This is a genomic window from Vibrio sp. B181a (genome assembly GCF_030248375.1).
Taxonomy (GTDB): domain Bacteria; phylum Pseudomonadota; class Gammaproteobacteria; order Enterobacterales; family Vibrionaceae; genus Vibrio; species Vibrio campbellii.
The window spans coordinates 16,679-35,057 of the sequence record NZ_JAHGAD010000078.1 but is presented as its reverse complement, the minus strand read 5'-3'; the positions used below and the strand labels follow the sequence as shown (position 1 = coordinate 35,057).

The window sequence follows — 18,379 nt, the reverse complement described above, 5'->3', positions numbered from 1 at the left end:
TTTCGCGCTGTTGATTTTGAAACCTGAAGACAAACGCTCCATAGAAGTTTGTTGTGCTGAGTTTGCGTTGTTTAGGTAACGCTGAGCGGTCATCGCTGATACGTTTGTGTTTACATTCACTGCCATGGTGATTTCTCCAATTGATTTTCCGATGTAGCGGTTTCCGACGTCTCGGAAAACCAAGTAGTTCTCTCAAAGTTACTTCTATTAACGACTCGGTTTTCAGAAGCTTTAGAAAAAAATCAAAAAAACTGAATTTGCGAGATTTGGCTAGAAAAATTGAAGAAAAGTAGAAAAAAGACCTCAAGTTTCTGCAGCTTAAGCCGAGCGCTGTAAATTGAACAAAGAACAACCAAAAGCCAATAAAAAGCAGTGAGTTAGATGAGATTCAGGAAGGTTTTATCTGGACGATAGAAAAGAAAAAGCCCCTTTTCCTTTGAGAGAACTGGGGCTAGGTTGGTAGCCAGAGCCTATGTGGAGATCAAGAGAAATGAACACATAACCGGCACACCGGGTGCAACCTTACATTGAAAATGATTGGCAGGTGAGAGATGAGAGAGCCGCACATTCTATTATAACGTTGCTTGCCATAAGCCTGCATTCCCATCCACGTCTGAATGTATTGAATACAGGCTAGGTAAACTACTGCAATAGTGACATCGCAGAGTTTGGCAACTGTTTCGCTTGAGCAAGAATCGAAGTACCTGCTTGTTGCAAAATTTGAGCTTTGGTCATTTGCGTCGTTTCTTTCGCAAAGTCCGTATCTTTAATTCGGCTGTTTGACGCATCAACGTTTTCTTGAATGTTCGCCAAGTTGTTGATGCTGTGGCTCAGACGGTTTTGTTTTGCACCTAGGTCAGCACGTTGTGAATCCACGTACTTAAGCGCTGAATCTAGTACAGAAATCGCGTTTTGAGAACCTTGCACGGTTGTCATATCGATGTCTTGCACTGATGTGCGCACTGCTTCATCACTTAGACCTAAATCCGATGCTAGACCACCAGAGATTGAAATATCACCTTGCACGTTCGGGTGCGCGACAAACACTTGTAGTTTGCCGTCTTCACTTACCGATGCATTGATCATATCAGATTGGCCGTTGATGTACGTTGCCAACTCTTCAATATCGTCGCCTGTTTTTGCGTTGATGTTGATCTCTAGGTCATCTGGATTGCCGTCTTCATCTTCACCCATGCCTGGAAGGGTGATTTTTAGATCCGCTTTAGTAGGATCGACGCCCCAGTCTTTGTCTTTGCCATTCTCAGAGAAGAAAGTCACACCGCCCATACGCTGGTCATCCGCGCGGATGCTCGTTAGTGCCATGATCATCGCTTCACCAGAGCTTGAACCGATTTGGAATGCCGCTTCACCGAACGAACCGTTCAATAGACGACGACCACCAAATGATGTTGTTTCTGCGATACGGTTTAGTTCATCCGTCAATGCAGATGATTCTTCATTGATCGCTTGGCGTTCCGCTGGAGAGTTAGTACCGTTTGCAGATTGAATCGCCAAGTCACGCATACGTTGCATCACTGACGTCGCTTCGTTCATCGCACCTTCTGCCGTTTGGGCAATCGAGATACCGTCGTTCGCGTTACGCATTGCCACATCAAGACCACGAGACTGCGCAGTAAGACGGTTAGAGATCTGTAGACCTGCCGCATCGTCTTTTGCACTGTTAATCTTGTGACCAGATGATAGACGCTCCATTGAAGTGTTAAGTTCGTTGGTCGCCTTGTTTAAGTAACGCTGCGCGGTCATCGCGGAGACGTTAGTACTAACTGTTACAGCCATTATGCTCTCCTGTTGAGTTCGCAAGCTTTTGCGAAGCGGCCAGCTTTACTCTCATTTGGATAAGCACTGACCGTAAAAAATTCGTTGCTAAATCTGCTTATATGGCAAGATTTAGGATCTAGTAAGTCTGTTCTGACAACATCAATACAATTTGTGTGCCAACTTGTTTCAAACTATTTGTTCTTTTAATAATGAACAAATAAACAACAAGTTATAGCGCATATGGGGCACGAGCCTTGTCTTACTCATATTTTGTTGTGTTGCCGAATTGCTGTTTCTCTATTGCCGCTCAAATTACCGTTGGCTTGATTGCCGCTTTCGGTCAAATCATGCCGCTTAGCTCGCATTACTCGGTGCTTTTCGTTGATTTCTCGCACTTAAGGCTTGGCACATAAGGCATTAAAATCGAACGTTTCGAGCACCGAACGCACTGCACAGACGATAGGCGTGCTAAATATAGTTAAACAACGTCAGGTCTTTGGTTTTGCCAAATGCCTGCTGTGAGGCTTGCAGTGCGCGTGAATTCTCACTGAATTCAATCACTGCCTTGGAGTAATCCAAATCCTCAAAATTGCTCTTCGCTTTCGCCAGAGACAAATTAAAATCTTCGTGGTTTTGCTCTTGAATATCGAGCGTGCTCAACTTAGCACCCACATCGGTTCTCACTTTGTTCATGTGAACAAATGCCGCTTGGAATTCTTCCGTCATTTGATGCAGCTTTGCCGTCGCCGATGCGTCAGATACTGAGCTCTCTGACCACTGCATGGTTTCTTTGAATGCATCAAAAACACTGAAGGTTTGGCGCGGCTCCAGCGTGATGCTATCCCCTGCGGATACTTGCCCTTTCAGCTGAATGTTGACGCCTTCATATTGGATGCCGTCAATTGGCGAATAGTCATCGACTTGAACAATGCTGCCGTCTTTTTCCAGTTGGTAACCAAACTTGCCATTGCTCATATCTACAAAAGTCACTTTGTAATTTGAGTCACTTTTAGATTCATCGGTCGCTTGTCCAAGCAACAGCTCAGAGCCCTCTTGCAGGTCGTATTGCGGTTCAAAATCACCAAAAGGGTTTGGGATCTCCGAGAACACTTTATTACCCGGATAGTTGATAGCCAGCTCAATGTTGCTGGCGATCTTCATCTTGCGTTGATAATCGTCACCGGTATAAACCACGCTACCGTCATAATCACGAAAGAAAGGCTGTGATTTTGGTTTCGTTCCAGCAAACACGTAGTTACCCGACTCATCTTGAGAGTTCGCAAGCGCCATGAAGTTGTTGGCAATTTCTTCCAGTTCGCGCTTTTTCGCTGCGCGGTCTTCTGGAGAGAAGGCACCGTTGATCATTTCCATCGAAATACGCTTCGACTCATCAACAAACTGCTCTGCGTTAGCAACAACCACTTCTTGGTTTTCTAGACGGTTACGAACCAGAACGATCGCATCTAGGTACTGCCTTAACTGCTCTTCTTGCTGACCGATACTTTGAATGTAATGTGTCGCCAGAGGATCATCGCTTGGCTTAGTCAATTGCTTACCAGAAGCCAATTGCTCCTGATTATGGTGAACTTTGTTTTCCTGACGGCGCAGGTCGTTCTGCACTGACTGGTAGTTATGGAAGCTAGAAATTCGCGTTAACATCTAAGGCCTCCTTTAGCGCAACTGCAAGATGGTGTTGAAGGTGTCATTGGCTGCCTGCATCACACGAGAAGAGGCCATATAAGCCTGTTGGAACTTCATCATGTTGGCCGCTTCTTCATCGAGGTTTACGCCCGATATCGACGCCACGCGCTCTTGTGCCGCCTCGCTTTCTAACTGAGCAACATCCGCTAATCGACTTGCAGTTGATGTCTTCAAACCCACATCAGTGTTCAAGTTGAAGTACAAGCTCATGATGGTCGACTCATTGCCATTCATCTTCTTGTCAGTTTGGATGTTTTGCATCTTACGCAAGTTGCCATTATCACCCTCAGACGGCACTAAGTTGGCGGTAAACTTATCGTTCGCCAATGCGCCTGCACTTAGCTCAAATACGGTTGCGCCGCCGTTGTTATAAGCAGGGTGATTACTCGGAAGGCTGACTGAGACCGGCCCAGTCGGTGGATATGGCTGTGGAGCCATAAGCACATTGCCTTTAGTGTCTGTCACTGCGAATTGGTCGCCTGTTGGAGACACCACCACTTCAAATTCACGCAAGTCACCCGCATCAAGGATTTCAAACTTCGCATTACCTTGAGCAAAAGTGGTCGATGCTTCGTAACTTTGCGCGGCGATCGCTTTTGGATCCGTTGTTTCGACTTTCATTTGTGCGGCGCTACTTCGCGTAGGGCGGAGTAACACGTGCTCACCGACCTTTGGTTCATTGCGAACTTCAACACGCATTCCGTCGATGTAGAACGCATTGCCTGCATCGGTATTAAGTTTGACGGTCTCACCATTTGGCTTAGTCACCGCATAGCTGTCACCATCGTAACGCAACGAGTACTCACCACCTTTCAACGCGCTGATGTCATTGACGTAAACGGCCATATCAGCCGTAGACTGAGGCCCAGCTACCACGCGAGATTTCGCCAGTCGCTCTGAGTTAACATCAGTAAACAAAGGGTCACCCACATTACCGTAGTGATCTAAACCTTGTGATTGCAGGTGGTTTACTTCACTGGAGAACGCCGTCGCTAAGCGGCCAAGCTCATCCATCACTTGTGGTATGTGCTCGTCACGCATCTTAAGTAACGCGCCAATTTTGCCGTCAATATCGTCTGATTTGATGGCTTTAATGCCGCCACCTTCAACCATAGCTAGGCGACGTTGATGAACATCTGGTGAGCCATCAATCATCTTCAATTGGCTCGCTTCTGTTCCCGAAACAAGGGTGTGCCCATTACCGATATGAACATTGAAGCCTTCTGAATTTTTACGCGGGGTCACCGTCACCTTGGTATATTCAGACAGCTCTTTAATCAGTTTTTCATGTTGGTCCATCAAGTCATTATGAGGACCTGGGGTACGCATCATCAATCGATGAACATCGCGGATTTCAACGGCAAGTTGATTCACGCGTTCAATGCCCATATCCAGTGACTTATTCGTTACGTCCGATTGCTGACGCACGGTTTCATGGAATTCGTTGAGGGTATCGCTGAGTAATTTGGCTTTTTCCAGCACCACTTTGCGCGCGCCCATGTCATTTGGGGTATCCGCCATGGTTTTCACCGCATCGAACCACTCGTTCATGTTCTCTGGGATCTTTTTCGATGCCACTGAAGACAACATGCTAGAAAGCAAATCAAGGTTCTTCTCGTTATCGAGCTTGTTGGCATAGTTGGTTGTGGAGAGGTTCAGCTCTTTAACGGCAAACTCATCCCAAGAGCGGCGAACATTTTCCACATGCACGCCCATGCCGTAAGTGGACCCACCAAATTGACGCGGATCGTTGGTGCCTTGGATAACAGACTGACGGCTGTAACCCTCTGTATTTGCATTAGAAATGTTATGACCAGTCGTGTTCAACTGTCGCTGAGCAGTAAGCACACTTTGTGTACCCACATTCAACAAATCTGACGCCATACATGCCCCCAAAAACGAAATAAAATCGGTATTGACCGATCACCTAGTTAGCATTTAGCAAAAGGTGTGCCAGTTTAGGAAAGAAAGAGAAAGCACGAAAAAAGAAAGGCTTGCACTGTGGCAAGCCTTCTCAAAATATCTATCAAGCATCGGTAATCGGATTGAATTACATACTCTCGATTTTTTGTTTTACCTGCAGCACTTTGTCTGCGTAGCTTGGGTCAGTTGCGTACCCTGCGCTGTGAATTCCACGAATGAAGGATTCAGAATCACCGCCTTGCTGAAGGGCAGTCTCGTAGCGCGGGTTCTCATTCAAGAAGCGAACGTAGTCGTTAAAGCTATCTTGGTAGTTCGAGTAAGAACGGAATGCCGCCGTCTCTTTCACAGGTGTATTGTCGTGGAACTCTAGCGTTTGAGTTGTCACTTTATCACCCTGCCAACTGCGGTCAGCTTTAATGTTAAACAGGTTGTTGCTGCTGCCACGTGCGTTCTTAACGACTTTTTGCCCCCAGCCTGTTTCTAGTGCGGCTTGCGCCAATAGCAGTGAAGGTTCAACACCCAAGGCTTTTGCTGCACGGTCTGCGTATGGCTTCATCGAATTAACAAAAGACTCTGGCGAATCAAAACGTGATGGCTCTGAACCCGGTCGTGACAGCTGACCTGACTCAATCAAGCGCTGCTCGATTTCACGCGCTTTCTTCGGATCCACACGACGGTATTCCACAGCATTGTTTGCTGCATCACGCATGGCTGTTTCAGCCTTGTCGTCGCCTTGCCCAACCGTCAACTGCTTAACAATCATGTCAGCCAAGCCCATCGAACCCGATGCACTCAAGTTACTCGCCATTTGCTCATCCAGCATTTGACGGTAGAACTTTTCGTTTTGGCTGTTCATTAAGTTTGACTCAAAGCCTTCGCTCGCTTCGCGCATCGACTTCAGCATCATCGAGGTAAAGATCGATTCAAACTGGCGAGCGGCCGCTTGCAATGCTTCATGCTCACCATCTTTGCCCTCTTTCACCGCTTTCTGACGAAGGGTATCGAGGGAGCTGATGTCATGAATAAAGCCGATATCGTTAGGATTGTTAACCATGATGTCTCTCCTAATCGATTAGATGATGATCAGCTGGCCTTCAATGGCACCAGCTTGTTTCAATGCTTGCAGAATCGCCATCAAATCCGACGGAGCTGCACCGACTTCATTCACCGCTCGGACAAGGTCATCTAGTGTCAAACCCGGTTCGAACTTGAACATCTTGCCTTTCTCTTCATTGACTTCGATATCAGAGTCAGGCACAACCACAGTTTGGCCACCAGAGAAGCCGTTTGGTTGGCTCACATTAAGGTTTTCTTTGATCGCTACCGTCATGCCACCGTGCGTCACTGCCGCAGGTTTCAGGCGAACATGCTTGCCGACTACAATCGTACCGGTACGAGAATTCACAATGATTTTCGCCGCGCCATCTGCAGGGTCGAACTCTAGGTTTTCGATGGCCGATAAGAAGGCAACACGTTGGCTCACATCACGTGGAGCACGGACACGAACAGACGTCGCGTCAACCGCACTGGCCATTTGAGGGCCAAGGAAGTTGTTTACCGCATCCGCCATACGTTGCGCAGTGGTGAAGTCAGAATCAAGCAGGTTGAATGTGATGTAGTCACCACGTCCGAATGGGTTTGGAATTTCACGCTCTACGGTTGCACCGCTTGAAATAAGGCCGACCGTTGGGTTGTTGCCCACGATTTTAGAGCCATCGGCGCCTTCTGCACTGAAACCGCTCACGACTAAGTTACCTTGCGCGACAGCGTACACTTGGCCGTCTAGACCTTTTAGGAAGGTTTGTAGCAAGGTCCCACCGCGCAGGCTTTTTGCACTGCCGATCGAAGAGACCGTAACGTCTACTTGCTGACCCGGCTTAGAAAATGGTGGCAATGTTGCCGTTACCATAACAGCGGCAACGTTCTTAATTTTTGGTTTGGTACCCGGCGGCATTTGAATGCCGAAGTTTTGCAGCATTGCCGCGAAGCTTTGTTCTGTAAACGGGTTTGATTCACCCGTACCCGGTAAGCCTGAAACCAAGCCATAACCCACAAGTTGGTTGCTACGCACACCTGCCACTTGCGCCACGTCTTTGATTCGTGCGGCTTGGGCTGTGGTTGCAAATAGCGCAACGCTCAACAGTGCTAATAGGATTCTTTTCATGCTTACTTAATCTCGTGCAGTCAATTTGCCGTCATTTCGACGTCTTACAGGGCTACATTAAAGAATCGTGCCAAGAAACCTGGCTCTTGCATATCTTGTGGTGAGCCTGTGCCAGAGTATTGGATTCTTGCGTTAGATACGCGATTTGACGCAATAGTATTGTCGAAATTGATGTCATCAGGGCGAATTGTGCCACTTAGGCGAATGTACTCATCACCCGTATTCAGTGTCATCCACTTCTCACCGCGGATCACTAGGTTGCCGTTTGCCAGCACCTCAATCACTTCTACCGTGATGTAACCGCTGATGCTGTTGCTTTGCTTAGCCGAAGAGTCGCCGGCAAAGGTGTTGGTGTTGTTCAGATCGTACGAGAAGTTGTATTTGCCGCCAATTTGCAGCTCCTGACCACCGACAGAAAGAGGCTCCATCTTCGCATCGTTGGTTTTTGATAGATCGGCGTTGGCACTCTTAGTCGCACGAGTCGTTTCGTCGAGTGTTACGGTAATGATGTCGCCGATGCCACGTGGCTTAGAATCGTCGTATAGGTCGGTAATGTGCTCGGTGCTAAACAAAGAGCCCGTTGCTGCGGCATAGTGCTCTGGTTTTTGCTTAGGGTGAATCGGAGCCCATGCCGGATCGCCTGCCACCGGATCGGTTCTGCCGCGCAAAGTATCAATGATGCCGCTGCTCTCTTCTTTCGACTTATCGCCTTCAACCGCATCCACCACCGTTGTCGCTTGGCTGACTTCGTCGGTTTCAATCGGCTCTAGCATCGCACAACCAGACATGGTCGTGATAAGTGCAAGTAGACAAATACGTTTCATCATTGGCTCCCTAAATCCCGATCTTAGTGATTACAACTGCTGGTTAACGAAGCTCATCATCTTGTCGACCGATGAGATTACTTTTGAGTTCATTTCGTACACGCGCTGCGCTTCGATCATGTTGACCAGCTCTTCCGTCACGTTCACGTTAGATGCTTCCAGCATGGATTGACGAATTTCGCCTAAACCATCAAGACCAGGGACACCTTCTTGTGGGTCACCACTTGCGCCAGTTGGTAGGTAAAGGTTCTGACCGATTGGCTCAAGACCACCAGGGTTTACAAAATCAGTAATGGTTAGCTGGCCTACTACAACGTTGTTTTGCTCACCACGAATACGTACAGAGACTTCACCGTCTGTACCAACCGTGATTGAAATTGCGTCTTCAGGAATCACAATCTCCGGCTCTACAGGGTAGCCAGAGCCAGAAGTCACTAGCGTACCTTCACCATCTAGCGTGAACTGACCGTTACGGGTGTAACCGATGTTGCCGTCTGGCAAAGTTACTTGGAAGAAGCCATCGCCTTCCACCATCATATCGAGTGCGTTAGTGGTGGTTTGCGCGTTACCGTGCGTGTGCACTTTTTGCGTCGCAACCACTTTAGAGCCGGCACCCAGCATCAAACCACTTGGCAGTTCCGTGTTCTGAGAAGACTGGCCGCCTGGCTGGTTGATGTTTTGGTAGAACAAATCTTCAAATACCGCACGGCTCTTTTTGTAACCTACGGTTGAGGCGTTCGCCAAGTTGTTCGAAATCGTTGCGATGTTGGTCTGTTGGGCGTCTAGACCTGTTTTACTTACCCATAGTGCTGGATGCATTGTGAACCTCTAACTCTGTTAACTCATACGAAGCAATGAATCTGAAGACTTATCCATCTCTTCAGCGGTGCTCATCATTTTGACCTGCATTTCAAACTGACGTTGAAGGTCAATCAGAGCGGTCATTTCACCTACGGCATTCACGTTACTACCTTCAATCGCACCGGTTTGGATGCTGATAGAGCCGTCTGCTTCGTAAGGCTGGTTTGGAGTTTTATGGCGGAATAGGCCATTGGTATCTTTAAACAAGTTTTGATCGTCTGTGCGTACAAGCTTGATACGATCAACCACTTCTAATTCTTCAGCCGGCGCACCTTGAGGCAGTACAGAGATGGTGCCGTCACGACCGATTTCGATTTTGGAGACTGGGATTGGCAAGGTGATTGGCGCATCGTTTTCGCCCAACACCACATGACCACTTGCATTCGTTAGCAAGCCGTTTTGATCCACTTTTAGGTTACCGTTACGAGTCAAACCTTCTTTGCCAGTTTGGTCCATAACAGAAATCCAGCCGCTGCCTTCTACCGTAATATCAAGGTCACGACCAGTTGTGATCACACTGCCTTGCGCAAAGTTGTGTCCTGGACGTTCCGTCATGCTGAATACACGTGAAGGCAAACCTTCACCATAAGCTTGCATAGAGCGAGCTTGTGCTAAGTCAGCACGGAAGCCAGTTGTACTCACGTTTGCCAGGTTGTTGGCACGCAATTGCAGGGCCTGCATATTTTGCTTGGCGCCGCTCATTGCGAGAAACAGTGCGCGATCCATAAATTACTCCAAAAGTTCTCTGTACAAGGGAGTAAAAGCAATAGTTATGCCAACATTAAAATAATGTTATTAATCAATTACTTGATTATAAACTGAGAGTTTTCAGATGGCAATTCAAGATGAATCAGCCAAGAGAGAGGCAATGTTTTGATCCGCCTAGCGGCAACAGCGGCAAGCCAGAGATCAAAGCATGCCCAACCTGAACTGAGGTATTTTCAGGTTGAGCACCAGATGAATGTCATGATGTCATCAAACGATACGGCAAGTACACGCAGCGTTTGATTAAGCAGATGAGAGAGCTATCTAACCAGCGCTCTAGCGAATCTGCAGGATATTTTGTTGTAGCTGGTTGTGTACTTCTAGCGCACGTGAGTTCGCTTGGAAGTTACGCTGAGCAGAGATCAGATCCACCAGCTCCTGAGTCATATCAATGTTTGATTGCTCTAGCATACCGTTGTTGATAGTACCGAAAGAGCCTTTGTTTGATTCACCCCAAATCTTGTCACCAGAGAACTGAGTTGAATCCCATTGAGTGCCGCCTTTCTTATCCAGACCTTGCTCGTTTGGAACACGCACTAGCGCAACACGACCCAATGTTACGTTTTCACCGTTTGAGTAAGTACCCAATACGCTGCCGTTTTCATCAAAGTCTACTTTAGTTAGGAAGCCCGTTGTCGCGCCATCTTCATCGAACTTAGTCAGTTCAAATGGTGCTGCAAACTGAGTCGCTGAGCCTAAGCCAAAGTTAAGTGTTTGCGCCGGATCTGCACCGTTTAAGTCCACTGGGTTAGTGTTTGTCGCAGGATCGCCCAACGCTACCGATGTGATTGGCTGACCGTTGTTTAGGCTTGCCAACGTACCATCGTTGTTGAACTTCATCGTGTGACCAACGTGACCCGTTGGCGTTGCTGCATCACCGTTAGCAACGTTCAATGGCTTCTCACCGCCTTTGTCTGTCACTGTGTAGTAAGTTTGCCACGTGTTCGGCTGAGTTTGGTCTTTCAAGTAGTAAGTCGTTAGCTTGTAAGACTGACCCATCGAGTCATAAATCGTTGAAGAAGTCGAACGGTTGTATGTATCTGGATCTGAGAAATCAAACTGAGTCGGATCTTTCAAATCACCATTAGCCGGTAAGTTCACACCCACTTCAATGTTCGCTGTTTGCTTTGGCTTACCAAATTCTGCAGGAATATTGATTGGTTGTGGCTCGTAAGACGAAACCTCACCAGACTCAGGGTTTACTTGGTAACCAAGTAGGAACTCATCGTTCGCTGTTACCATGTAGTTTTCTTTGTTCAAATGGAACGCACCATTACGTGTCATTTCATTTTGCTGTGGGATAAGGCGATCTTTCGCTACCGCGAAGAAACCCGTACCCGATACACGCAAATCCATTGGGTTGTTGGTGTAAATGCTTGAACCTTCGTGGAACTGTTGCGCCACTTGGTTCGCTTGCGCACCGCCACCCGGAGTGGTTTTTGCGTTAGTGAACAAAGAGTTTGAGTACACATCGCTGAATTCCGCACGAGACTCTTTAAAGCCGTACGTGTTGGCGTTCGCAATGTTGTTACTGGTGGTGTTCAAATCCAGTTGAGCGGAGGACAAACCGCTTAAAGATACATATGACATTCCAAAATCTCCTAACCTGACGCGCTATTGAATTACGCTTTGCCGACTTCCAATACTTCTGCAAGTCGAACTGGCGATTCAAAACCTGCCAGATTGAGTAATACGTTTCCGTCGCCCTTACCTAGCAATACACTGTTCACGTTCGCGTAAGTAGACACTGGGAACTCTTGCGACTCCCCATCTACCAAGCCAGACGCTTTCACATTGTATTTGCCAGCAGGCATTGGATTTCCGTTTTCATCATTACCGTCCCAAAGCACACGAGTGTCGCCGGCTGGTTTCGCACCTACCTCAAAAGTACGCACCAATTGGCCCGCTTCGTTTTCCACTCGAACAAACAGGTTGTCGAGAGGTTGTGCAAGCTTAACCATTGCCGCCATTGTTGCATTGTCTTGCTTTACACCCGCCGCGCCAGGGACCAACACGTCACGACCAACCAAAGAGGAAGCTTGTAACGCTTGGTTTGATGTCATTGACGAGTTCAAACTCTCGAACTGAGAGTTCATCTTGCCTATGCCATCTACGGTCGCAAATGACGCCATTTGCGCAATCATCTGGTCATTACCTACCGGCTTAAAAGGGTCCTGCTGAGACAATTGCTTGGTGAGCAAAGATAGGAAGTCTTCCTGTTTCAGGTCCTGCTTACCTGTGCTCTCTTCAGTCTTCTTGTTCTCTTGTAGGCTTTTAAGCTGGTCGATATAGGACAAGCCGCTTTGACCAACGTTGTTAATTCCGGCCATACGCTACCCCCTTATCCTTATTGACCCATCTGCAGCGTACGCAGCAGCATTTGTTTACTAGAATCCGCTACTTGCACATTGGTTTGGTATGCGCGAGAAGCCGAAATCATGTTTGCCATTTCTTCCATTACATTGACGTTAGGCTTGTAGATGTAGCCTTCGTCGTTTGCAAGGGGATGATCTGGGTTGTACTCCGCATTCAGCGGTTTATCGCTTTCTACAATACCCATCACTTTCACTGGCACCGTATCACCGCCACGCATGGCGTTACTTAACTCAGCACCAAATACAGCATGACGCGCTTTGTAAGTGTCTTTCGCAGAGCTGCTGACACTGTCGGCGTTCGCCAAGTTGCTTGAGGTAGTATTCAGACGAACGGATTCAGCGCTCATTGCGGAACCTGTCACATTGAAAACATTAAATAAGCTCATCTAAATTATTCCCCTTTGATTGCTTTGGTTAAGTTCTTGAATTTGCTACCTAGAAAGTCGAGTGATGCTTGGTGTCTGATTTGGTTTTGCATAAACAAGTTACGCTCTAAATCCAAATCTACCGTGTTGCCATCGCCCGTATCTGGTTGCGTAGGAAGACGATATAGCTTGTCCCCGACCAAGGTTGTAGTGGCAGGAATGTGCCGACCATCTGTGCGGCTAAGACCAATGCTTGCCCCGGATGTTGCCGCCTGCAATTCCTTAGCAAAGTCTAAACCTCTTGATTTGTAGCCAGGCGTGTTTGCTTGCGCGATGTTGGTGGAAATCACCTCCGCGTTGCGCTCACGTACGCCCACCGTGTACTGGTGGATGCCTAATGCATTGTCAAAAGATATAGCCATGTTTGCCTCTACAGTAAGAACTGACCGTTATTAATAACTAAAAAGCAATTAGCGTGCCAAAAATAGAGCATGCCGTTTTGCCGCTTCAGTTACCGAAGTCATGGATTGCAATAAGCAAGCCAAAGTGATTGATGGAGTGTCATATCGAACCGAGTAATCAGCTCGGCTCACTAAAAATATACACCCTATGCTTGTGCGCAGGCAAAAATGGTCGTGGCTTTTACAACAGAGATGGGAAAACGACCGCAACAGTTGGGAAACAGGGGCGAGAGTGAAACCAAGCGAATAAAGAATAGTGAGAAAAGAAAAGCCTGACACGAGGTCAGGCTTTTTAAATGATTAAAAGAGTCAGCTAGTAAGCGGGTTGCTACTTTAGCTTATAAATAATGCCCGGGTTGCAGCGCACCATTTCAAATTTGTCCGTTAAACCCGTCAGTGACTCTGACGCCCCCAACAGCAAGTAACCGCCTGGGTTTAGGCTGTTTGCCATTTGGTTTAGTACTTTAGACTTCATCTCTGGTGAGAAGTAAATCAGTACGTTACGACAGAAAATGATGTCGAATTTACCCATCAACGCGTAGCTGTCCATCAAGTTTTGAGGACGGAAGTTCACTAGGCGTTTAACGTTGTCTTTCACTTTCATGCGGCCATCGCCTGCATCTTCAAAGAAGGTGCGACGACGCTCAGGTGAAAGACCACGACCTAAGGCAAGATTATCGTAAACACCCGCACGGCACATATCTAACATACTTGCTGAAATATCCGTCGCGGTGATCGACACGCTTGGCAATAAACCTGGTTTACGCTGCTGCGTTTCCAAAATGGTCATTGCCATTGAGTAAGGTTCTTGACCTGACGAGCTGGCTGCTGACCAAATTTTGATTGGTCGCTTGTTTGCCGCCATCTCCGGCAACAGTTTGTCAGCTAATACCGTGAACGGATAAGTATCTCGGAACCACAATGTTTCGTTAGTCGTCATCGCATCAACAGCAGCAACTCGTAGTTCACGATTGCGGCCAGTCACGACATCACGTAGCAAATCCGACAGCGATGCCAGCTTGAACTTTGTCACAAGCGGGCTCAGTCGGCTGCGTACTAGGTATTGCTTACTGTCACCTAATACGATGCCACATTGTGATTCTAGAAAACGGCTAAAGTCACGATACTCTTGATCACTGATTGTAATAGCAGTCATTAATGTCTCTTTTATTGTGTTAATGCAGATTTAACCGCGTTACCCAATTCATCTGGGTTAAATTTCGCAATGAAGGTGTTAGCACCTACGCGCTCAACCATGGCTTGGTTGAAGACGCCACTCAATGAGGAGTGCAGGATAACATAAAGGTTCTTCAAATCTGCATTTCGGCGAATTTCGGCCGTTAGTGTGTAGCCATCCATCTCTGGCATTTCGATATCTGAAATGACCAAAGAAATCTGATCGTAGATGCTACCTTCTTGTGCCATTTCAAGCAGCTTATTGTACGCTTCTTTACCATCTTTCACAGAGACAACTTCAAAACCAATTGAAGTAATTGCACGTTCAACCTGCTTACGTGCCACCGTTGAGTCGTCTGCGATCAATACGCGACGCACGATTGGCTTCTCTTGTTCAGCAACTGCGATCTCTTCGCCGATGCTTGAATCCATGGTTTCGTCTACTGGAGCAATCTCTGCCAAGATTTTCTCAACGTCCAGAATTTCTACTAGCTCGTTGTCGATGTTTGTTACCGCTGTTAGGTAGTGCGCTTTACCTGCACCATCTGGCGGCGGCAAAATCGCTTCCCAATGCATGTTAATAATGCGCTCAACCGAAGACACCAAGAACGCTTGAATAGTACGGTTGAATTCAGCAATCACAACAAAACATTTATCAATATCTGTGGTTGGACGGCCACCGATTGCCAGACTTAAATCAATCACTGACACAGTATGGCCACGGATATGAGCGACACCTTTCACTAGTGGATGCAGATTTGGCATCGAAGTCAGCTTAGGGCACTGTAGTACTTCTTTTACTTTGAATACGTTAATGCCGTAGCGCTGTCGTCCCATCAACCGAAAAGTCAGTAGTTCCAATCGGTTTTGGCCGACGAGTTGCGTACGCTGATTCACCGAATCAAGAATCCCCGTCATATGCTCATCTCCATCTCAAACTTTTTGTTTTTAAATGATACTCTACGGCTGGCAGGCATAATACCAGAGAAACAGTATGGCGTATCATAATATAAAATCGACACCATTTACTATGACAATATGTAGAGCGTTATTTACAAAGTACGCTAAGTCTATCGGCATTTTGCTCAGTATGTTTAGCTTTTTTGTTCATTCAGCAACGGAAAGTCAGATCGAGCAAATCCGAACCGCCGCTGAGCAGCACATTCTTAGCACGGTAGAACAGCCAGCGGGAGGAAATTTGTCGGTCAATGCGGCAAATATTGATCCACGTATCAAAGCGACAGATTGTCCAGAGCCCCTTGATACATCCGCGTCGTCAACCAGTAGCACGCGCAGCAACATTAACGTGTTGGTTGAGTGCCCTGCTGATGACTGGAAAGTTTATGTGCCTGTGAGGATCTCAGCGTCTGTACCGATGATCGTTTCAACTCGTCAGCTCGGTCGTGGTGAGATCATCAGCGCTTCAGATGTGACAACTTCAATGATCGAATTGCAGCGTTTCCGTAAAGATGGCTTTACCACCTACGATCAAGTCATCGGAGCCAAGCTAAAGCGTAATGTTCGCTTAGGCGATGTGGTTGAGCGCAATGATGTTTGTGTGGTTTGCCGCAATGAGAAGGTGACGATTCAAGCCGTAAAAGGTGGCATGACGATCACCACGCAAGGCACGGCGCTACAGGACGGATCCGCCGGCGATCAAGTAAGAGTGAAAAATGATAAGTCCCAACGTATAATAGAAGGAATTGTGACAGGCATTGCGGAAATCACCATCACCTTCTAGGGTTGGCTGGTGTACGGCAAATCGATCAATAAAAATGCAAAAAACCACTAAAGTTATTTTGTCCTTGGTCGATAGTCTGGATACCAGTATTACGATACGAGTTTAAGGTTGAAATATGGCAGGTATAGATAATATACGTTCAGGTCAGATGATGACGACAACCAGTCGCGCACCTGCACGTACTGATTCTAGTGCTACTAGCACTACAGAATCGAAAAAAGCGCCAGCACAACAAGACGCGGTATCACTAAGCCAACAAGGCAAAGCAGTCAGCAAACTCCAAAAGGATATGGCAGCTTCACCGGCTTATGACAGCGCGAAAGTAGCGGCAATCAAAGAAGCAATTGCAAACGGTTCATATAAAGTTGACCCAGAAAAGCTGGCAGACAACATGATCAAGTTTGAAAACGAATTGCAAGGCAAAAGCTAACTGACTTAGGCCCAAGGTAAGCATTCATGGCAGCATTAGTCGATCTTGTTAACTTCCAACTAGAAAATGCAAAAGCACTTTCTGGAGTGTTACGTCAAGAAACACAGGCGATCAGCGCACGTGTATCTACTGAGATCGAGAAACTTGCCAAAGAAAAGATGACACTCATTGGTCAATTGAGAACCACAGACCAGCGAATTGCCTCTCACCCGCACGTCAATCAACTTACCGAAGACGAAAGCCTAAGTCAGGTTGTCGCACAGATCCAATCCATCATTCTCGATTGTCAGCAAGTAAACCAAATGAACGGTGAGTCGCTCAATCGTGCCCAGTCCAGCTTCAATAAACTTAACAACATGCTTCAGCGTACCCACGGTAAGGTCTGCATGACCTACAATGCCGGCGGCAAAACTCATACCATTTCAACGCTAGGCACTAACATCAAAGCCTAACTCTTTAAATCAATCCCACGACTACCCTATCGACGTTATCTCGTAGCCAGCGTGAGCATAGCCAAAGCCAAACAGCATCCAATAGCTGACACACGTAAAACTAACGCACATAAAAAAGCGACCGATTGTTGCCAATCCGCCGCTCAAGTCGATTATCTGTTTGTGAAGTTGTATTAGAACAAGGTCTGCTGACGCTTCTCAGGCACCTGTTGCACTTCTCCGTAATCACGCAGTTTATCCATCTTACGGATATCCAAACGTAACTCAGTGACATAGCTGTCTTCGACTAAGTAACTGCGCACAACCTCAGCGCCACGAATCACACCGTCAACGGCACCTGTTGTACTTTCAATGCCTAAGCGCTGGTCGGCAAGTTCCGCACGGCCGCTCACTCGCATACCATACACTTGCTCAGCAAGTTCACGGTACGCATCAATCTTAGATGCACGCATCGCACGAACGCGCTTCTCTTCAACAGTACGGCCAGTTTGCTCACTCACGCTTGCGTAACCCACCGCCACCAAAATCTCATCTTGGCGCATCTGCTGCAAAGGCTGACAACCCACCAGTACCAATGTCGCGATAATAAATAATAACTTCTTCATGTCGGTTTCCTACGGGCGGAGAATCACAGTGTAAGGCTGACGAATAGTTGGGTCAGAACGAATAAGCACGCCATCCTGGGTACGGATACTGTTTAGCGTATCCAAATCACGGCCAATGCGGTCCGCAGGCAAGAAGCCTTGTGCCGTTGCAACGACGATGCGGCTTTGCATACCGACTACGCGTGCATTCACTAACACACCACCCTCTTGGCGAAGCATAGTGCCTGTCAGCACGTACTGGATCTCTTGCTCTTGTGCCAGATCTTGCCAATCACGGCTCAGTGCGAAATCGCCTTGCTGAGTCACTTGGATTGAACCTGTGGTTTTGAAATCCACGACTTTAAAGCCACGGCGTTGGAATTGGTGAATAAACCCTTCCGATACCGAGTTACCAAGCCAGTTGGTTGCATCCATGTTTTGCAGATCGACAAAAGAAGTAATCGCAATCGGTGTACGCGACGATACTGCAACGTTCGAAACCATCAGCTCTTCCGTCATGCTCTCAATGAAATAGTCCATCGTATGACGAGGGCTGTCCATCAGCATGAATTGGCTGCCTGAATACGGTTCTTTACCATTGTAAATTGGTGAGTAGGCGCACGATGTTAAAAGCGTCATCATCGATGCGGCAACAAGCCATCTTTTCATGGTTTGATTCTCCAGATAATCTTAGGTGTGACTGCTCTTTCGCGACTTCATTTCAATAAAACGTAATCTTGGAACAGTCCTTGCTTTTCTTCTGTTTGTCGAACGAAAG

General features: G+C 47.2%; 20 protein-coding genes and 1 pseudogene. 4 read left to right on the top strand and 17 right to left on the bottom strand.

Translation table 11 applies throughout. The features are described from left to right. Together KIO97_RS23435 and KIO97_RS23430 are read right to left on the bottom strand one after the other, a co-directional pair. Window positions 1-126, bottom strand: a pseudogene (locus tag KIO97_RS23435) (flagellin); the annotation flags it as partial. Window positions 127-642: 516 nt separating this feature from the next. Next, a complete protein-coding gene (locus KIO97_RS23430; RefSeq protein ID WP_005425620.1) occupies window positions 643-1,797 on the bottom strand; it encodes a flagellin in 1,155 nt (384 codons plus the stop codon). A 236-nt stretch (window positions 1,798-2,033) separates the two neighbouring features. Here KIO97_RS23430 and KIO97_RS23425 point away from each other — a divergent pair, with 236 nt between their 5' ends. Next, window positions 2,034-2,192: a hypothetical protein gene (locus KIO97_RS23425; RefSeq protein WP_285384071.1), complete on the top strand. Its 159-nt coding sequence runs from the start codon at window positions 2,034-2,036 to the stop codon at window positions 2,190-2,192. 55 nt (window positions 2,193-2,247) lie between these two features. Here KIO97_RS23425 and flgL read toward each other — a convergent pair whose 3' ends face one another. From flgL to KIO97_RS23360, 13 genes are all read right to left on the bottom strand, one after another. Continuing rightward, on the bottom strand, window positions 2,248-3,438 hold the full coding sequence (gene flgL / locus KIO97_RS23420; RefSeq protein ID WP_285384070.1) for a flagellar hook-associated protein FlgL: 1,191 nt from the start codon (window positions 3,436-3,438) through the stop codon (window positions 2,248-2,250). A gap of 12 nt (window positions 3,439-3,450) precedes the next feature. Beyond that, window positions 3,451-5,364 (bottom strand): flagellar hook-associated protein FlgK, encoded by a 1,914-nt coding sequence (gene flgK, locus KIO97_RS23415; RefSeq protein WP_005425639.1) that lies wholly within the window; start codon window positions 5,362-5,364, stop codon window positions 3,451-3,453. A gap of 166 nt (window positions 5,365-5,530) precedes the next feature. Continuing rightward, window positions 5,531-6,457 carry a flagellar assembly peptidoglycan hydrolase FlgJ gene (gene flgJ / locus KIO97_RS23410; RefSeq protein ID WP_285384069.1) on the bottom strand — a complete coding sequence of 309 codons (927 nt, stop codon included), beginning with the start codon at window positions 6,455-6,457 and terminating at the stop codon, window positions 5,531-5,533. An 18-nt stretch (window positions 6,458-6,475) separates the two neighbouring features. Then, entirely contained in the window at window positions 6,476-7,567 is a 1,092-nt protein-coding gene (locus tag KIO97_RS23405; protein WP_005425633.1) for a flagellar basal body P-ring protein FlgI, read from the bottom strand. A 44-nt stretch (window positions 7,568-7,611) separates the two neighbouring features. Next, window positions 7,612-8,391, bottom strand: coding sequence for a flagellar basal body L-ring protein FlgH (gene flgH / locus KIO97_RS23400; protein ID WP_005425645.1), 780 nt, complete (start codon window positions 8,389-8,391; stop codon window positions 7,612-7,614). Between the two features lie 30 nt (window positions 8,392-8,421). Then, window positions 8,422-9,210, bottom strand: a complete 789-nt coding sequence (gene flgG / locus KIO97_RS23395) for a flagellar basal-body rod protein FlgG (protein WP_005425600.1) — start codon at window positions 9,208-9,210, stop codon at window positions 8,422-8,424. 18 nt (window positions 9,211-9,228) lie between these two features. After that, entirely contained in the window at window positions 9,229-9,978 is a 750-nt protein-coding gene (locus KIO97_RS23390; RefSeq protein WP_005425588.1) for a flagellar basal body rod protein FlgF, read from the bottom strand. Window positions 9,979-10,293: 315 nt separating this feature from the next. After that, window positions 10,294-11,607: a flagellar hook protein FlgE gene (gene flgE / locus KIO97_RS23385; protein ID WP_009705674.1), complete on the bottom strand. Its 1,314-nt coding sequence runs from the start codon at window positions 11,605-11,607 to the stop codon at window positions 10,294-10,296. 32 nt (window positions 11,608-11,639) lie between these two features. After that, window positions 11,640-12,347, bottom strand: a complete 708-nt coding sequence (flgD, locus tag KIO97_RS23380) for a flagellar hook assembly protein FlgD (RefSeq protein WP_005425626.1) — start codon at window positions 12,345-12,347, stop codon at window positions 11,640-11,642. A 17-nt stretch (window positions 12,348-12,364) separates the two neighbouring features. Then, entirely contained in the window at window positions 12,365-12,778 is a 414-nt protein-coding gene (gene flgC, locus KIO97_RS23375; protein WP_005425613.1) for a flagellar basal body rod protein FlgC, read from the bottom strand. A gap of 5 nt (window positions 12,779-12,783) precedes the next feature. Beyond that, window positions 12,784-13,179, bottom strand: coding sequence for a flagellar basal body rod protein FlgB (gene flgB, locus KIO97_RS23370; RefSeq protein WP_005425594.1), 396 nt, complete (start codon window positions 13,177-13,179; stop codon window positions 12,784-12,786). A 367-nt stretch (window positions 13,180-13,546) separates the two neighbouring features. After that, window positions 13,547-14,374, bottom strand: a complete 828-nt coding sequence (locus KIO97_RS23365; RefSeq protein WP_010650748.1) for a protein-glutamate O-methyltransferase — start codon at window positions 14,372-14,374, stop codon at window positions 13,547-13,549. Window positions 14,375-14,385: 11 nt separating this feature from the next. Continuing rightward, on the bottom strand, window positions 14,386-15,312 hold the full coding sequence (locus tag KIO97_RS23360; protein ID WP_005425637.1) for a chemotaxis protein CheV: 927 nt from the start codon (window positions 15,310-15,312) through the stop codon (window positions 14,386-14,388). A 76-nt stretch (window positions 15,313-15,388) separates the two neighbouring features. Here KIO97_RS23360 and flgA point away from each other — a divergent pair, with 76 nt between their 5' ends. From flgA to KIO97_RS23345, 3 genes are all read left to right on the top strand, one after another. Then, complete coding sequence (gene flgA / locus KIO97_RS23355) at window positions 15,389-16,135, top strand: flagellar basal body P-ring formation chaperone FlgA (RefSeq protein ID WP_045417847.1); 747 nt, start codon at window positions 15,389-15,391, stop codon at window positions 16,133-16,135. 115 nt (window positions 16,136-16,250) lie between these two features. Further along, entirely contained in the window at window positions 16,251-16,565 is a 315-nt protein-coding gene (gene flgM / locus KIO97_RS23350; protein WP_005425628.1) for a flagellar biosynthesis anti-sigma factor FlgM, read from the top strand. A gap of 26 nt (window positions 16,566-16,591) precedes the next feature. Then, the gene (locus tag KIO97_RS23345; RefSeq protein ID WP_285384068.1) at window positions 16,592-17,017 is read left to right on the top strand and encodes a flagella synthesis protein FlgN; all 426 of its coding nucleotides are present in this window, start codon (window positions 16,592-16,594) and stop codon (window positions 17,015-17,017) included. A gap of 173 nt (window positions 17,018-17,190) precedes the next feature. Here the strand turns inward: KIO97_RS23345 and flgP are convergent, their stop codons facing one another. Together flgP and KIO97_RS23335 are read right to left on the bottom strand one after the other, a co-directional pair. Next, window positions 17,191-17,622 carry a flagellar assembly lipoprotein FlgP gene (gene flgP / locus KIO97_RS23340; RefSeq protein ID WP_005425609.1) on the bottom strand — a complete coding sequence of 144 codons (432 nt, stop codon included), beginning with the start codon at window positions 17,620-17,622 and terminating at the stop codon, window positions 17,191-17,193. A gap of 9 nt (window positions 17,623-17,631) precedes the next feature. After that, window positions 17,632-18,270 (bottom strand): FlgO family outer membrane protein, encoded by a 639-nt coding sequence (locus KIO97_RS23335; RefSeq protein WP_005425606.1) that lies wholly within the window; start codon window positions 18,268-18,270, stop codon window positions 17,632-17,634. Window positions 18,271-18,379: the final 109 nt, after the last annotated feature.

Coding starts and splice junctions, on each gene's coding strand:
- flgD (WP_005425626.1), bottom strand. CDS start 12,347: ATGGCCGGAATTAACAACGTTGGTCAAAGCGGCTTGTCCTATATCGAC.
- flgH (WP_005425645.1), bottom strand. CDS start 8,391: ATGAAACGTATTTGTCTACTTGCACTTATCACGACCATGTCTGGTTGT.
- flgA (WP_045417847.1), top strand. CDS start 15,389: ATGGCGTATCATAATATAAAATCGACACCATTTACTATGACAATATGT.
- KIO97_RS23365 (WP_010650748.1), bottom strand. CDS start 14,374: ATGACTGCTATTACAATCAGTGATCAAGAGTATCGTGACTTTAGCCGT.
- KIO97_RS23390 (WP_005425588.1), bottom strand. CDS start 9,978: ATGGATCGCGCACTGTTTCTCGCAATGAGCGGCGCCAAGCAAAATATG.
- KIO97_RS23430 (WP_005425620.1), bottom strand. CDS start 1,797: ATGGCTGTAACAGTTAGTACTAACGTCTCCGCGATGACCGCGCAGCGT.
- flgK (WP_005425639.1), bottom strand. CDS start 5,364: ATGGCGTCAGATTTGTTGAATGTGGGTACACAAAGTGTGCTTACTGCT.
- flgE (WP_009705674.1), bottom strand. CDS start 11,607: ATGTCATATGTATCTTTAAGCGGTTTGTCCTCCGCTCAACTGGATTTG.
- KIO97_RS23335 (WP_005425606.1), bottom strand. CDS start 18,270: ATGAAAAGATGGCTTGTTGCCGCATCGATGATGACGCTTTTAACATCG.
- flgB (WP_005425594.1), bottom strand. CDS start 13,179: ATGGCTATATCTTTTGACAATGCATTAGGCATCCACCAGTACACGGTG.
- flgC (WP_005425613.1), bottom strand. CDS start 12,778: ATGAGCTTATTTAATGTTTTCAATGTGACAGGTTCCGCAATGAGCGCT.
- KIO97_RS23405 (WP_005425633.1), bottom strand. CDS start 7,567: ATGAAAAGAATCCTATTAGCACTGTTGAGCGTTGCGCTATTTGCAACC.
- flgM (WP_005425628.1), top strand. CDS start 16,251: ATGGCAGGTATAGATAATATACGTTCAGGTCAGATGATGACGACAACC.
- KIO97_RS23360 (WP_005425637.1), bottom strand. CDS start 15,312: ATGACGGGGATTCTTGATTCGGTGAATCAGCGTACGCAACTCGTCGGC.
- flgL (WP_285384070.1), bottom strand. CDS start 3,438: ATGTTAACGCGAATTTCTAGCTTCCATAACTACCAGTCAGTGCAGAAC.
- flgG (WP_005425600.1), bottom strand. CDS start 9,210: ATGCATCCAGCACTATGGGTAAGTAAAACAGGTCTAGACGCCCAACAG.
- flgJ (WP_285384069.1), bottom strand. CDS start 6,457: ATGGTTAACAATCCTAACGATATCGGCTTTATTCATGACATCAGCTCC.
- KIO97_RS23345 (WP_285384068.1), top strand. CDS start 16,592: ATGGCAGCATTAGTCGATCTTGTTAACTTCCAACTAGAAAATGCAAAA.
- flgP (WP_005425609.1), bottom strand. CDS start 17,622: ATGAAGAAGTTATTATTTATTATCGCGACATTGGTACTGGTGGGTTGT.